The organism is Desulfosporosinus burensis, assembly GCF_054657535.1.
In genome coordinates this window covers 64,919-80,407 of record NZ_BAAHYN010000013.1, presented here as the reverse complement: position 1 = coordinate 80,407, position 15,489 = coordinate 64,919, and the positions used below count along the sequence as shown (strand labels likewise).

The window sequence follows — 15,489 nt, the reverse complement described above, 5'->3', positions numbered from 1 at the left end:
CAACAAACATGCTAGCGACTGGATTAGCTTTCTTCCTCATTAAAAGTCTACCATTATAGGAAACCCAAATCTAGAGAAAATCCAAATTGCCATAATAGGTTTTATTGATAGCAAGACAACCCGTCCAATTTGTTGGTAGTTTAGTAAGGTTCTTAAATTTCATATTGAAACCTGGTGTTTCTTCAAGACAATAGCAGAGTTACAGGAATATCAAAAATGCATCAAAACTTAGGCAAGTGAATGGGGTTATTACGCGCCTTAAAGCATCGAGTTCACCAATTCGCGTGTATAGTGATCCGTTGGTGCACTAATTACCTGCTCAGTCTCCCCAATTTCCACAACTTTTCCGTTATGCATAACCGCAATCCGATCACATAAATACTTCACAACCTTCAAGTCATGTGAAATGAATAGATAGGTCAACTGCAGCTCACGCTTCAAATCCAGCAACAAATTTAATATTTGTCCCTGTATGGAGACATCTAAAGCAGATACCGGTTCATCACAGACGATAAACCTGGGTCGGGAGGCTACAGCTCTTGCAATTCCCACCCGTTGCTTTTGTCCGCCGCTCAGTTGAAAGGGAAACTTATGTTTTTCTCCCTCGCCGAGGTCCACCATGTGCAAAAGTTTGTTAACTTCTCGCTCAAATTCATGAGGAGCAACAATATCATGTAACTTGAGAGGTTCAACGAGGAGCTCGAAGATGGTCATTTTAGGATCAAGGGTTTCTTGGGAGTGTTGAAAGATAACCTGAATATCCTTGCGCAGGCTTCGCAGGGAGCTTTGCGGGAACCGAGTTATATCTTGTCCTCCAAACGTTATCTTGCCTGTATCGCACTCCAGCAAGCGCAAAATCAAATTTCCAACGGTGGTTTTGCCGCTGCCACTTTCTCCAATCAAACCGAGAGTTTCCCCTTGGTAGATGCAAAAACTAACATCGTCCACTGCTTTAATCTCAGTTTTAGGGGCAAATAATCGTTGCTTAATCACAAAGTGCTTGGCAACTCCTTTAACCTCCACTAGTATCTTGTCCTTCATGCAAGTTCACTCCCAGCATTATGACATCTCACTTGACGACCACCCGTGCGATTTAGTAGTGGGGGCATTTCGCTTTGACATTGGCTGGTCTTGTTAAGACATCTGGTGTAAAAAACACAACCCCCTGTATACTCAATAGGGCTAAGCGCCCGCCCCTCTAGGGTATACAACCTTTCGTCATGGTTGTGCAGCGAGTTGACACACTTGAGCAATTCTCGAGTATAGGGATGTAAGGGGTGATCTAAAACGTCTTGGACCGTTCCTATCTCCATTACGAGTCCGCCGTACATCACGACCACCCGATCACAGATATACTTTACGACAGCGAAGTCGTGCGTAATGATGATTATAGCGGTACCGTATTTTTGGTTGGTGTCTGTGAGCAGGGCCAACACTTTTTTTTGCAAGGAAGCTTTAAAGTCAAAGAAGTTATGAAGCCATATATTAGAGCCGTTGAAAGTGTAGAGTATGCGACGTTAAGTGGCATATTTCTAAAGAGAGGTAGATCAAGTATTGTCCCAAATGTAAACCCAGGAATTGAGGGAGAGTTAAGATTTACTAAATTGTGTCCTTACTCTGTTTAAGGGTATGTCTGCCTTTGTCAATTTGCTTACGAATATTTAGGCAAATGTCAATAAAAGTACTCTTATCAAGTTCTGTAGATTTAGCAGGTAATAAATAAGTTGGTAACGCTTTATCATTCTTCAAATCAAAAATAAAGATTTTGTTTTGATCTGAAACATATCGAAACTCGATTTTGTTATTCTCAAATACCAATGAAACCGACATAGTTCTACCTTCTTTCATAATTATAATTTATTATATATCTTTTGGAGGAGATTTGAAATGTCATGATTTCCAGAAAGTGCAGCATTGTATCGAGAATTTACCCGATAGTTTTCAAAAAGAAAAACCCGGGATAAACCCGGGATAAACCCGGGGTGTAAAGTGTCAGTATTTAATCAGTGCCAAAAACAAATAATAGGGTCAAGAAAACCATTAGATAGGATGTAGAAAATGAGCGGGACAAAACCAAGGTTTGGAACTGAAAAACTAGCAAGATTAAAGAACGTCTTACTTCATGACCCTATCGAATCGCTCTCAACCATCACTCAATCAAACTACAAGTATCATTTATTTAATAATGTTCCAAAGGTGGACCAGTATTTAATGGAGCATGAACAGTATGCTCAATTGTTACAGGCACACGATGTTGAGGTGCTATTCGTTAGAAACTTTGTACACCAGACAAAGGACTTGTTAGCTAAACTCCCGAATTTGCCTTATCTTCATGACATAGCCGTCATCACGAGTAAAGGGGCTATTTTATCTGAAATGTGTCCAGGCACCAGGGCGGGGGAGGAACAGGTCGTTAAGGAAGTTCTCACAAATATCGGCATACCTATCTTGCATGAATTTGAACCGATGAACAGTTTGAAGGCTGCTTAATTTTGTCCCCTAATACTTTAATTATCGTGGATACTGAACGGCATAAACCCAGCACAATCGAACGGTTTTTGCTAAAGCCTTAGATAGTTTCGAGGAAGTAATTTATATCGAGGCGCCACAGGCACGAAGGTTTATGCATGCGGATATGATTTTTAACAGGATCAGTGAAGATTTAGCCCTGTATTTTCCTCCGGCATTTCTCAGAACTTATTTGATTCGCAGAGAGAAGCGGATTGAAATTGACCTAAAGACTTTTTTAGGTAAGAGAAATATAGAACTCTTGGAGATAAATGACGAAGAGCAGCAAAATTGGGGTTGCAGCTTTGTTCCACTGGAGCCCAAGATTCTTATCCACTACGATATCGCCCTCAACGATCAGACTAAAAAGAGGTTGCTGCAACGTGGCGTCCAAATCATTGAATTTCATCCCGATGCCCTATTAGGCGGAGGTGGGAGTCTTCGTTGCCTGACCTTAAGACTTTGGCGTGCCTAAATATAAGGATCTACTCCACTCGGCTGAACGACTCCGGTTAACAAAATTGAGGAATGAAGTTTTGAAATGAGAGGCGGCTTTCCAGATGAATGGAATGCCCTTTTTAATTTGACGTCAATATATGTAGTGTAGCGAATGACAACACTGTAGCATTTCGCTGCATTTATTTTTATTCGGTGAAGTAGTTCTTAGACCTATAATATACTAGATACAGGCTTTCTCTTGAATTAACTGCTTTTCTAAGTTGTGGCATGGTTCTTGCACTTGATGCATTTCTGCAAAACTAAAAGTGCTAAGGGAATTAATAGCCAACGAACTAGCGAATGCTCAATGAGCTAAACGGTCCTTGAATAAAATAATAATAATTGGAGGTTTTTCATGAAGATCGAACATGTAATATTAATTACACCGATTTTGCAAGAATTGTACGACCAAGATATTTCTGTCTTTGTTGCCAATCATGAAAATATTTTAGCCGCTTATAATAATCCTAGGCTTGATCTAGGAATACAAATAGGACATCCTGTTTTAAAGGGTACAGTTACAGATAAAGTTTTACAATCTTGCGAAAGAACAATTGAGCATATTTCCAAAGCAAAATCTCGATTTTCAATCCCCTATATTGCTATTAGTAGCCCGATTAAAGATGACGGTAAATTTGTTGGAGTAATTACCATCGTAATATCAACCGAAAAATACAATGCTCTATTGGAAATTGGAGAAGAAATTCTATCATCAGTCGAAGAAATCTATGCTTCTGCTGAAAACCTTTCTGCACAAAGCCAAGAGCTATCTGCGACCGCTAAAACGATGGATGATGAGACATTACACGTTCAAAGGGATATAGTTCATGTTGCTGACATAGCGATGGCCATAAAAAAAATATCACAACAAAGTAACATTTTAGGGATAAATGCTGCTATTGAATCTGCTTGTGCGGGAGAAAGTGGTCGGGGGTTTGGAGTTGTCGCTGATGAAATTAGAAAACTTGCAGACCACACAAAAAACTCAGCTATAACAATCGAACAAGATGTCCTTGAAGTGCACTCCTCTGTTAGTCGTTTGGTTGACTATGTCAGTCAACTGGCCGTCGTCAGTGAATCCCAAGCTATAGGAGTAACAGAGCTTACCCAAGCATTAAATCAAATATCACGTATGGCTGAAAGGCTCGTTAAATTGGGTAATGTCATATAATGGAAGAAGGACTGGAAACGTCAGCCAAATTCTAGGGAATAGGTTCTATGATAGAGAAAAAGCCATTTATTACAAATCCGTGGATAAAAGGGAATGGCGTCCCACCCGCCGGGAAATGTCTACTTAAACGGGTCGTAGGGATATTGGTGAGGTCAGGCTTTCTTGTATTTTTTTGAACTATTTTTTGGACCAACTGGCTATTGAATGATCTTGACAGATACCGGAAAAGCTTAGGTCTATCATAAGCGAATGTCGTCAAGCAATTGTTGATAAAGAAGCGGACAGAATGAGCATTAGATTATTCTAAAAATTTGAAATAATTCAAACAAGAAGGATTTAACAGAATAATGCCGAATTAAAGTATTTGAAAGGTCTCCCACAGAAACCGTAGCATTGTAATAAGACAGATACTCTTGCAATAACGAAAGACCTCTTAGAAAACTGGCCTTGGATGCTAGAGGGAGAAAATTGTTTTGAAAAATAATCAAGGAATTGAGTTCGAAAAACAAGCCTTTTATGCAACATTGCAGGATTCGTGGAAAAACTTTATTGAGGGGCAATCGGTAAATGATGGTAAAATACGCCAAATTATTTTAGACTCTTGGCATAATAGTGATAAAAACGGGATAAGTCCTTTTCAGAAAAAAGTTAATCGCGTTTTAACAGAACAAGAAATTATGAATCATGAGAATTTGAATAGAGACTTAATCGAGTTTAGCCTACCAGTAATGGAGAATCTATATAAGTTTGTAGCTGGTTCTGGATTTATTGTGACGCTAACTGACAATAAAGGGATTATCTTAAAAATTATTGGCGATCAAGAAGTAGCCAACTCTATGTCTAAAGGGAACTTTATTATTGGAGCAGATTGGAGCGAAGAAAGTGCTGGCACAAATGCTGTTGGTCTCGCAATAAAACTTGATCAGCCTATACAGGTCATTAGTTATGAACATTTCTGTATCTGTTCCCACCGTTCAACTTGTTCTGCTGCTCCGATTCATGACACAGAAGGAAATATCATTGGAGTCTTGGATATGACAGGAGATTTTGAAAAGGCTCATTCTCATACACTAGGTATGGTGGTTGCAGCAGCACATGGGATTGATAACCAGTTGGAATCAAAGCATGCTTGGGCAAAATATCATTTAGCTAATAACTATATGAATGGTATAGTGGAGTCAATCTCACAAGGAGTGATAGCAGTCAATGAATTCGGAGTGATTACCCATATAAATAGCTATGCTAATAAGATGCTTCAAGATAACAGGGATGAAATCATTGGAAGAGATATTAAAACATATCTCAAACCATCCTATTTTAAGGAGAATAGAAATGATCTGTTAGGCTTAACGGATCAAGAAGTAGACATTACTAGTAATGGGAAGATTAAGAAAGCAATTATTTCCACTAGAAAAATTGAAGGTCTTCCTAGTGGAACGGAAGGAACAGTTATAGTCTTTAATGAAATTAACAGAACACGAAAGTTGGTTCAAAGAATGTCAGGCTTAGAAGCTAAACTGACTTTCAAAGATATACTTGGGGAAAACGAAAAGTTTCTTACGACCGTAAAATTAGCCAAAAATGCATCTTTTAGTCTCTCAAATATCTTATTACTAGGAGAAAGCGGCACAGGAAAAGATGTTTTTGCTCAAGCCATTCATAATGCTAGTCAAAGTTCGAATGGACCTTTTGTTGCAATAAATTGCGGTGCAATACCTCGAGAATTAATTAGCAGTGAACTATTTGGCTATGTAGACGGGGCTTTTACAGGTGCAAAGCGTGGTGGTAACCCTGGCAAATTTGAAATGGCAGATGGTGGAACTCTATTCCTAGATGAGATTGGTGAAATGCCATTAGAATTACAGACCATTTTATTGAGAGTTATCGAGAACAAATCAGTTATGAGAATCGGAGGCCGAGAATCAATTCCAGTTAACGTAAGAGTGATCGCTGCAACAAATAAAGATTTGGCTAGGGAAATAGAAAAAGGAAACTTCAGAATGGATCTATATTATAGGTTAAATGTTATTTCTATTAGTCTTTTACCTTTACGTGAACACAAAGATGATATACCTCTTTTATGTCAAAATTTTATTCGAAAATTCAATTTACAATCGGAAAAGAATGCTTGTGAACTAGATGATAGCATATATGATTGTTTTGCTGAGTATGACTGGCCAGGTAATGTTAGAGAATTATATAATATTCTAGAGAGGTCCATGAACATATGCCAAGGACCAAAGTTATTAGTGACTTCTCTCCCCAATGAATTAACATATTCAAAAGTGCAAAATAGCGTTTCACATAGTTCTATAGAAGAACTAGAAAAGGAATTAATTTCTGATCTAATGATTGAATATGCTGGTAATATTACTAGAATTGCTAATAAACTATGTATTGCACGAACTACGCTTTATCGAAAATTAATAAAATATGACTTGAAACATTAATAACCTACTCTTTCTAAGAAAAATAATCTTCAATCATATTATTATGAAGTTTCGTAACTCAAAGGTCTTTCCAGAAGTGGAGGGCCTTTTTTATTTTGACGACCTAATATATGTAGTGTAGCGAATGACAACACTGTAGCAATTCGCTACATTTATTTTAATAGGAGAAGTAGTTCTTTGACCGTAAAAACAAACTGAATACAGGTCTTTTAAGCTAATTACATTGTGGCATAGTTCTTGCAATTATTGTATTTCATCTGTTAGCAGGTGCTTTCACTTTATGAAGTGATTTTAAGTTCTATTTTGAAAGGGGAAATTATCATGAAAACAGGCAAAGAGTATATCGAAAGTTTGCGGAACCGCAATATTAAGGTTTATTTAAAAGGTCAACTTTTGAAGAGTGCAGAGTTAATCGATCATCCTTTTATTCGTGGACATGTGAACTCTGCCGCGATGACCTTTGAGCTTGCCCATGACCCAGCTTGTGAGGACCTGATGACCGTTACTTCACATCTTACCGGTAAAAAAATCAATCGCTTTACGCATATTCATCAAAGCAAGGAAGACTTAATCAAAAAAGTGAAAATGTTACGAATGATCTCTCAAAAAACTGGCACATGTTACCAACGGTGTGTAGGGTTTGATGCCATAAATGCTTTATATTCTACAACATTTGAAATGGATCAGAAACTTGGCACCAGTTATCATCAGCGCATTAGAAAATATATTGAATACATGCAGGAAAGCGACATCATGGTTGCGGGCGCCATGACTGATCCCAAAGGTGACCGCAGTCTGCGACCAGGACAGCAACCGGATCCTGATATGTTTGTACATGTTGTCGAGAGAAATGACAAGGGAATTGTGATCAGAGGAGCAAAAGCGCATATGACCGGCATGGTAAACTCTCATGAGATGTTAATTATGCCTACTATGGGCATGGTGGCGGAAGATAAAGATTATGCAGTATCCTGCGCAGTACCAGTTGACGCCCCGGGGATCATACACATCTTTGGGCGGCAGACTAACGATGACCGTAAATGTGAAGGGGAAATAGATCAAGGTAATGCTCAGTACGGTGTAGTCGGCGGCGAATGTCTTACCGTGCTAGAAAACGTTTTTGTGCCCTGGGAAAAGGTCTTCATGTGTGGCGAAACTGATTTTGCCGGTATGCTGGTGGAACGGTTTGCTAGCTATCATCGGCAAAACTATGGTGGCTGTAAGGGTGGCGTTTCAGATATAGTGATCGGTGCTGCGGCAGTTATGGCTGATTACAGTGGTTATGCGAAGGCTGCACATATAAAAGATAAAATAAACGAAATGATTCACATGGCGGAAACCCTATATGCTTGTTCCATCGCTTGTTCCGCTGAGGGTAAACTAACTGCCTCTGGGTCTTATTTCGTGGATCCTCTGCTTGCAAATGTTGGCAAACATAATGTTACTCGGCTCATTTATGATATTGACCGCATTGCCCAAGATATTGGGGGGGGATTGACGGCTACACTCCCGTCAGAATCCGATCTAAGGAGTCCCGAGATTGGTAAATATGTGGAAAAATATTTTAAAGGTGTTGCATCAGTTCCGACTGAAGATCGGATGCGTATGGCCAGACTACTTGAAAATATGACGGGTGGCACGGCATTGATCGAAAGTATGCATGGCGCTGGATCGCCTCAAGCGCAAAAAGTAATGTACTCTAAGCTATCCAATCTAGAACATAAGAAGCGCTGCGCAATGGCTATTGCCGGTATTAAACCCAAAGACGGTGAAAAGGCAAAATCTGAAACAGCGGCGGTAAAAAAGGACTGAAGACTCGATTTAATGGCGTTTAGAAGTTTTGTAAAGTTGCTGCCAGAGAATCGATAGATTAAACCGTCATCCTTGCGGGACATGCAATTATTGCCGGTATCCCTTGGCAATTGAAGAAATTGCCAAGGGATAGGATGCTACAGCTCTAATTATAGCGGTCCATATGTAGGTGAGAAACAGTTAAGTAAAATTCCATCTTTTGACGTCCTAATAATATGTAGCGTAGCGAATGACAACACTGTAGCAATTCGCACCATATAATCTCATTAAGTAAGGAAGTTCTTTGACCTTAAACATAATGAATACAAGGCTTTTATTGGATTAACTGCCTTTCAAGGTTGTGGCATGGTTCTTGCGAATAATGTATTTCATCAGAGCCAAACAACAGATAGAATGAGGAGGGATTTAATAGGCCTCGGTTACAAGAAGAAAGTCAAAAACTCTTTACAGTGGATCTCTAGCTTGTTCTTACGAAGGGGCACTGACACCGTCAGGCTCCTATCTGGTGGATTTATGGCTACATTGCACTCTAATAAACCTAAATCATTCTTAAATTAGACCCATGCCGAGAAATGTTTCACAGGTGTTGTAAACTTTATGAAAATTATTGTTGGTGTTAAATATTGTGGACATTGCAATCCCATTATCGAAGGCCCACAAGTTATTGAGATCATTACGAGATTGGAACCTAATCTGGAGTTTGTATCTTGGCAGGAGCAAGAAAAGAATATCCTTCTTATATTTAGTGGCTGCACATCAGATTGTGCTACTCGGCCTGAATTCGATGGTCCTGTGATCAACGTGGCTGGTAGTTCCGTGGAACTAATTCAGTATTCGTCAACGGAACTACCGAGTCAAATTTTAAAAAGATTAAAGAAAAGGGGGTGGCAAGTTTTGACTAATAGCAATCTTAATGGCAAAAAGAAACAAGATAAACGGATGACGCTTACCGACGCTATTAGAAACTATGTTCCCGACGGAAGTATGATTACGTTTAGTGGTATGGGTGGAGCACAATGTGTTGCCCCGACTTACGAAATAATCAGGCAAGGAATTAAAGATCTCACCTATGTTGGGGATAGCCCTTGTGAAAGTGGGGATATGTTAATTGGAGCGGGTGCGATCAAGAAGGCTGAACTAGCCTGGTGTTCTTATGCGGTTGCTGGGTTAGGGTATAACTTTCGTAGAGCGATTGAAGAAAAGGTTCCCCACGAGATAGAACTGATTGAGTACTCGAATTATACGATTGGATTACGGTTTTTAGCGGGTGCTATGAATGTGCCTTATATTCCGACGAAATCTTTATTGGGATCAGACCTCTTAAAGTACAACAAAACGATAAAGGTCGTAGAAGACCCTTATAACGGGGAAAAAGTAGCTTTGATCCCTGCGGTAAGTCCTGATGTAGCCATCGTTCATGTATCCCGTACCGATAAAAGAGGAAATGCTCAAATGTTCGGTTTCTCTTCAAATGCTGAAAACATTGCTCGGGCTGCCAAACGAACTATTATCACATGTGAGGAAATTGTAAGTACTGATGAAATCAGACGCCATCCAAATTTGACAATTATTCCGGAGTACGCAGTAGATGCAGTCGTCGAAGTACCTTTTGCCTGTCATCCTTGGAATTTTCCTTATACTTATGCTTACGATATGCCATTCCATACTACACAATTAGCTGCCTTTAAAACGAGAGCAGGCTTTGAGAAATGGTTAGAAGAGTATTGTTATGCTCCCGGTAGTTGGGAGGGTTATCTTGAGAAAGTGGGATGCGCCCGTCTTGAGAAGCTACGACAACTTGAGCGTCGCTTCACTAAAGCAAATTACTAGGTAGAAAGGTGGGATAAACATGAGCAAAGAATATGCCCAAGATTATTCACTACAAGAACTCTTGGTAGCAGCTTCTGCCCGAGAGATTATGGATGGCGACGTAGTATTTGCTGGAGTAGGTGTCCCGACCTTAGGCGCCATGGTTGCAAAACTCACCCATGCCCCAAATGTCACCATGGCTATGGAGTCTGGGAGCATTGGCCCAGTGCCCTATCGTGTGATTTTAGGAATTGGCGATAATGCCTGCGTCGAGAATAGTATTTGTACCACCTCACTCTGGCGTCTCTTCTCCGATCAACAACGCGGATATTTTGATGTCGGAATGATTGGGGGAGCACAGGTCGATAAATATGGGAATCTAAACAGTACTGTCATTTTTGGAGATGGAGATTACTATACCCCTGCTTCACGGCTACCGGGTAGCGGTGGGGCAAATGATATTGCGAGTTCAGCAGGGAGAACAATCCTTACACTTCCACTGCAAAAAAGGCGTTTTTTAGAGAGGGTTGATTATATTACATCGCCAGGCTATATTGACGGCTATGATTCAAGGGAAAAACACGGATTACCAGGGGGAGGGCCTGCGGCAATAATAACCAACAAATGTATTTTTAGGTTCGATCCTGAAACTAAGGAAGCCTATCTCTACAGTGTTCATCCCGGTGTTACAGTCGAACAAGTAAAAGCGGAAGTTTCATGGAATCTTAAACTTGCAGCTGATGTAATAGTAACGGAGCCACCCACTGTTGAAGAAGTTCGAATAACAAGAATCTTAGATGCTGGACAAATTTATACTGGCAACGGCCTTAAAGGATTAACCTTTGATAAGTACGTTCAAATGTTAGAGGAATCACAAGAAATCCTTCAGAAATTGTTTTGATAGGGGCGATGAAGTGAATATTCCAACTTTCAATTTAAGGAATAAGGTGGCAATCGTAACCGGTTCCACAAAAGGGATTGGACGTGGAATAGTTGAAGGTTTGGCCAAGGCTGGCGCAGATGTAGTCATTGTAAGCCGGAACCAAAATGACTGCAATCAAGTTGCCGAAGAAATTAAGGAATTTGGTCATGATGCTTTACCTATAGCTACCGACGTCACGAACCTAAAGGCGATTGATGAGTTAGTAACAAAAGTAACAGAGTATTACGGAAAGATTGATATTCTCGTTAATAATGCAGGCTCAGCCATTACCAAGAAAGCTGAAGACCTAACTGAAGCGGATTGGGATCGAGTATTAAATGTGGATCTTAAAGGTGTCTTCTTCTGTGCACAGGCAGTTGGGCGTCAAATGATTAACCAAAAAGAGGGCAAGATCATTAATATTGCCTCGATTCTAGGCTTAGTAGGTGACCGTCAAGTTCTTCCATATTGTGTTGCCAAGGGTGGTGTCATACAAATGACCAAAGGTCTGGCACTAGAATGGGCAAAACATAACATACAGGTGAATTCGCTCTGCCCAGGTTATGTTATTACTCCGATGAACGAAGTTGACCTAAAGGAAGAAAAAATCTACAACCATATAACTAAAAAAATAGCTATGAGACGTTTCGGCGAAATTAGTGATATGGTTGGGGCCGCACTTCTTATGGCTTCGGACGCCTCTGATTACATGACAGGGCAAATGATTGTCATTGATGGCGGCTGGACCGCAGAATAAATACCTATTGCTATGGTAGAACGTATAAAAGGAAAAGCCACTAGCGTAATTTTATTATTGAAGGAGCGATTTAAATATGGGACAAGTAAGTACCGTTGGTAAAAAAGCTTGGGGTTATCGTTATGTGATTCTCGTTGCAATATGGTTATTATACGTCATTAACTACTTTGACCGTACAAGTGTTTTAATCTTCCTACCCATGATCCGAGATGATTTGGGATTAACCCCTGCACAAGCAGGTTTTGGCGCATCTATTTTTTTCTTTGCTTATGCCTTTGCTCAAATAAGTGGTGGATGGTTAGCTGACCGTATTGGGCCTAAAAAAGTTATGGGAATTGCTATTGTTGTGTTCTCAGCTGTTACCTTTTTCACAGGTATGGTTCGCAGTTATGCTCAGTTCATTTGGATACGTCTTTTCTTAGGCCTAGGGGAAGGACACCATTTCGCTCCTGCACACAAAACAATTGCAGAATGGTTCCCTAAAAAAGAAAAAGGTACCGCAACCTCATTCTTTTCTACTGCTTGGGCTTTTGGTCCAGCGATTATCCCCATCATCATCACTTCTTTAGCTGCAGCCTTCGGGAGCTGGCGCCCTGTGTTTTATGTCCTTGCAGTTCCAGGAGTTCTGGGTATGTTTATTCTTTGGTATTTCGTGAGTAATAAACCCGAAGAAATGCTAAAAAAAGGTCGTATGACCCAAGACGAATATGATTATATTAAGGCCGGATTAGTTGTTGATGAAACTGAAGAAGTTGTTGAAAAGAAAAAAGGCGGGATGTCCATCGTTATTAAAGATAAAAACTTCTGGATATACAGCCTCGTTCTTTTCTGTAACTTAGCGATCTATTGGGGAAGTACGACGTGGATTTCTTCCTTCCTGTATGATCAACATCACTTCAGTCTTAAAGCGATGGGTGCCTTGGTTTCTTTGCCGTATGTTGTCGCCATCGCAGCAATGCTCCTTGGAGGTCGTCTTACTGACAAAGTCTTTAAAAATAAGACGAAGCCTGTGCTTCTAATATCCTATCTTGTGAGTGTTCCTGTCCTTTTCTACATCGGAATGGTGCCTACAGGAAATGTCCCAGTGATTATTACAATGCTCATATTGCTTGGTTTCTTCGTTAATCTTAGCTTTGGAGCAATTTATGCCTATCCTCAAATTCGTTACCCAAAAAGTATTGTGGGTAGTGCAATTGGACTTTCGAATGGTTTTGGACAATTAGGTTCTTTTGCAGCTCCACTTGTTGCAGGATTCCTGGTTGTCAAAACTACCGCGGGATATTCATATACTGGAGCCTTTATTTTCTTCTCAGCGTTAGCAGTATGTGCATCCATCGGAACACTGTTTCTAAAGGAAGATAAATTTGTTATAAATAATCAATCTGCTAAGTCTCAAAATACGAACTTATAGGGAAATGACAATTATAGAGGGGAGTAAACTCATGGAAGAAGTTGTTATTGTTGGTGCAGCTAGAACGCCAATTGGAGATTTTTTAGGATCATTAAAAGATGTATCAGCAGTAGAACTTGGGACGATAGCGGTAAAAGGTGCGTTAGCCAAGGCTGGAGTCGATGCAAGTCTTGTTGAAGATGTTGTCGGTGGAATGGTTTACAAAGCTGGTGCTAAAGGAAACCCAGCACGGCAAATACAACTGGCGGTCGGTATCCCGCTTGAAGCTGCGGCAACGACGGTTGACCAACAATGTGGTTCAGCCATGAGAGCATTAGAGATTGCAACCCAACAAATGCTTCTCGGCAAATCGAGTGTCAGCGTTGCTGTAGGGATTGAAAGTATGTCCAGAGCGCCGCATTTACTGCTTAATTCTAGACAAGGTGTTAAATTGGGGCCTGACACTTTACAAGATCATTTAACATTTGATGCGTTGGTGGATGCATTTACGGGCTATCATATGGGGGTAACTGCTGAAAACCTTGCTGAGAAATACAATATCACGCGAGAGGAACAGGACAATTTAGCCTACCTCAGTCATACAAGAGCCGTGGCTGCCATCCAAAGTGGTCGATTCAAAGATGAGATTGCGCCAGTCGAAATTAAAACCCGTAAAGGGACAACCATCGTTGAAGTGGACGAGCACCCTCGTACAGAAATATCTGTGGCCAGTCTGTCTAAGCTTAAGCCAGCGTTTAAAAAAGATGGAACCGTCACTGCAGGTAACGCTTCCAGTTTGAATGACGGAGCAGCGGCACTAGTCTTAATGACAGCTACGAAAGCGAAAGAACTCGGGATTAAGCCGATTGCCAAAGTTCTGTCTACCGCTTCGTATGGTGTTGCCCCTGAAATTATGGGAATTGGACCTGCTTACGCTATCCCTAAGGCTCTAAAATATGCAAACCTTGAACTCAGCGATATCGACTACTTTGAGATCAATGAAGCCTTTGCTGCACAATTTTTGGCAGTTAATAAAGAGCTGGAACTTGATTTGGATAAGGTCAATGCGAACGGCTCTGGAATTGCCTTGGGTCATCCTGTTGGGTGTTCAGGCGTCCGTATCATTGTATCCTTGCTTAGCGAACTGAAACGGCGTGGAGGAAAATATGGTGTTGCCTCATTATGTGTAGGTGGCGGTCCTGCTATGGCAACCGTTATCGAAATGTTTTAGTACTTTTACACACTCTAAAGGGGCTACCCTAGCCCCTTTTTTTAATTCACTCTAATTAATAAAGGAGGATTTAGTATGAAAAAAGTAGTTGTTCTAGGTGCTGGGACTATGGGCGCGGGCATCGCACTCGTTGCGGCTCAGGCCGGTTTTCAGGTAATCCTACGTGACGTTTCGGAACATCTCGTTCAAAAGGGCCTTGAAATTATCGATAAAAACTTAAATAAAGCTGTCAAAAAAGGGAAGCTGTCTGCTGAGGATAAATCAGTGGTTCTTGGAAACCTCAAAGGGGTTTATGACGTAAATCAAATGGCCGAAGAGTTAAAAGATACCGATTTAATTATTGAAGCGATTATTGAAAACATGGCAATCAAGAAAAGCGTTTACAAAGAATTTGATGCCCAATGTCCAGATAAAACAATCTTTGCTTCTAACACTTCTGCGTTGAGCATTAGTGAATTAGCCTCGGCAACAAATCGTCCGCAAAATGTCATTGGTATGCATTTCTTTAATCCAGCCAATGTGATGCAACTTGTTGAGGTCATCGCCGGAGCAACAACGAGTGCTGAAACGGTTGAATTTGTCAATGATTTTGTGAAAGAAATAGGAAAAGTTGCCGTTCAGGTTAAAGAATCTCCAGGTTTTATTGTTAACAGAATGTTAGTTCCATTAATCAATGAGGCTGCATTTATTTATATGGAGGATATCGCATCTGCAGAAGATATTGACACTGCAATGCGTCTCGGCGCAGGCCACCCGATTGGGCCTCTTGCTTTAGGTGATATGATAGGATTAGATGTATGTCTCGCTGTTATGGATACGTTATATGCTGAATTTGGTGATCCAAAATATCGACCTTGTCCAGTTCTTAGAAAGATGGTCCGTGCTGGTTTATTAGGGCGTAAAACTGGAAAAGGGTTTTTTCAATATTAAACTTTTAGGGG

Annotated in this window: 12 protein-coding genes and 1 pseudogene; 10 read left to right on the top strand and 3 right to left on the bottom strand. The window is 40.5% G+C overall.

Annotation, left to right across the window (positions count from 1 at the left end):
• Positions 1-258: 258 nt before the first annotated feature.
• The 3 genes from ACYQ3Q_RS21280 to ACYQ3Q_RS21270 all read right to left on the bottom strand — a co-directional run bounded on the left by ACYQ3Q_RS21280 (position 259) and on the right by ACYQ3Q_RS21270 (position 1,830).
• Positions 259-1,041: an ATP-binding cassette domain-containing protein gene (locus tag ACYQ3Q_RS21280; RefSeq protein WP_459930504.1), complete on the bottom strand. Its 783-nt coding sequence runs from the start codon at positions 1,039-1,041 to the stop codon at positions 259-261.
• Positions 1,038-1,448, bottom strand: a complete 411-nt coding sequence (locus ACYQ3Q_RS21275) for an oligopeptide/dipeptide ABC transporter ATP-binding protein (RefSeq protein ID WP_459930503.1) — start codon at positions 1,446-1,448, stop codon at positions 1,038-1,040. The genes ACYQ3Q_RS21280 and ACYQ3Q_RS21275 overlap by 4 nt, the downstream gene beginning before the upstream one ends.
• 151 nt (positions 1,449-1,599) lie before the next feature.
• The gene (locus tag ACYQ3Q_RS21270; protein ID WP_459930502.1) at positions 1,600-1,830 is read right to left on the bottom strand and encodes a hypothetical protein; all 231 of its coding nucleotides are present in this window, start codon (positions 1,828-1,830) and stop codon (positions 1,600-1,602) included.
• Positions 1,831-2,058: 228 nt separating this feature from the next.
• Between ACYQ3Q_RS21270 and ACYQ3Q_RS21265 the strand changes: the two are divergent.
• The 10 genes and pseudogenes from ACYQ3Q_RS21265 to ACYQ3Q_RS21220 all read left to right on the top strand — a co-directional run bounded on the left by ACYQ3Q_RS21265 (position 2,059) and on the right by ACYQ3Q_RS21220 (position 15,478).
• Positions 2,059-2,983, top strand: a pseudogene (locus tag ACYQ3Q_RS21265) (arginine deiminase family protein).
• A 378-nt stretch (positions 2,984-3,361) separates the two neighbouring features.
• Positions 3,362-4,177, top strand: coding sequence for a methyl-accepting chemotaxis protein (locus tag ACYQ3Q_RS21260; RefSeq protein ID WP_459930501.1), 816 nt, complete (start codon positions 3,362-3,364; stop codon positions 4,175-4,177).
• A 473-nt stretch (positions 4,178-4,650) separates the two neighbouring features.
• Complete coding sequence (locus ACYQ3Q_RS21255; protein ID WP_459930500.1) at positions 4,651-6,627, top strand: sigma-54-dependent Fis family transcriptional regulator; 1,977 nt, start codon at positions 4,651-4,653, stop codon at positions 6,625-6,627.
• Positions 6,628-6,948: 321 nt separating this feature from the next.
• On the top strand, positions 6,949-8,439 hold the full coding sequence (locus tag ACYQ3Q_RS21250; protein WP_459930499.1) for a 4-hydroxyphenylacetate 3-hydroxylase family protein: 1,491 nt from the start codon (positions 6,949-6,951) through the stop codon (positions 8,437-8,439).
• Positions 8,440-9,036: 597 nt separating this feature from the next.
• Complete coding sequence (locus ACYQ3Q_RS21245) at positions 9,037-10,269, top strand: CoA transferase subunit A (RefSeq protein ID WP_459930498.1); 1,233 nt, start codon at positions 9,037-9,039, stop codon at positions 10,267-10,269.
• Positions 10,270-10,288: 19 nt separating this feature from the next.
• Positions 10,289-11,149, top strand: a complete 861-nt coding sequence (locus ACYQ3Q_RS21240; protein WP_459930497.1) for a CoA-transferase subunit beta — start codon at positions 10,289-10,291, stop codon at positions 11,147-11,149.
• Positions 11,150-11,162: 13 nt separating this feature from the next.
• Positions 11,163-11,927 (top strand): SDR family NAD(P)-dependent oxidoreductase, encoded by a 765-nt coding sequence (locus ACYQ3Q_RS21235; protein WP_459930496.1) that lies wholly within the window; start codon positions 11,163-11,165, stop codon positions 11,925-11,927.
• 76 nt (positions 11,928-12,003) lie between these two features.
• Complete coding sequence (locus ACYQ3Q_RS21230) at positions 12,004-13,338, top strand: MFS transporter (protein WP_459930495.1); 1,335 nt, start codon at positions 12,004-12,006, stop codon at positions 13,336-13,338.
• Positions 13,339-13,369: 31 nt separating this feature from the next.
• On the top strand, positions 13,370-14,548 hold the full coding sequence (locus ACYQ3Q_RS21225; RefSeq protein ID WP_459930494.1) for a thiolase family protein: 1,179 nt from the start codon (positions 13,370-13,372) through the stop codon (positions 14,546-14,548).
• Positions 14,549-14,623: 75 nt separating this feature from the next.
• Positions 14,624-15,478 carry a 3-hydroxyacyl-CoA dehydrogenase family protein gene (locus ACYQ3Q_RS21220; RefSeq protein ID WP_459930493.1) on the top strand — a complete coding sequence of 285 codons (855 nt, stop codon included), beginning with the start codon at positions 14,624-14,626 and terminating at the stop codon, positions 15,476-15,478.
• Positions 15,479-15,489 lie beyond the last annotated feature (11 nt).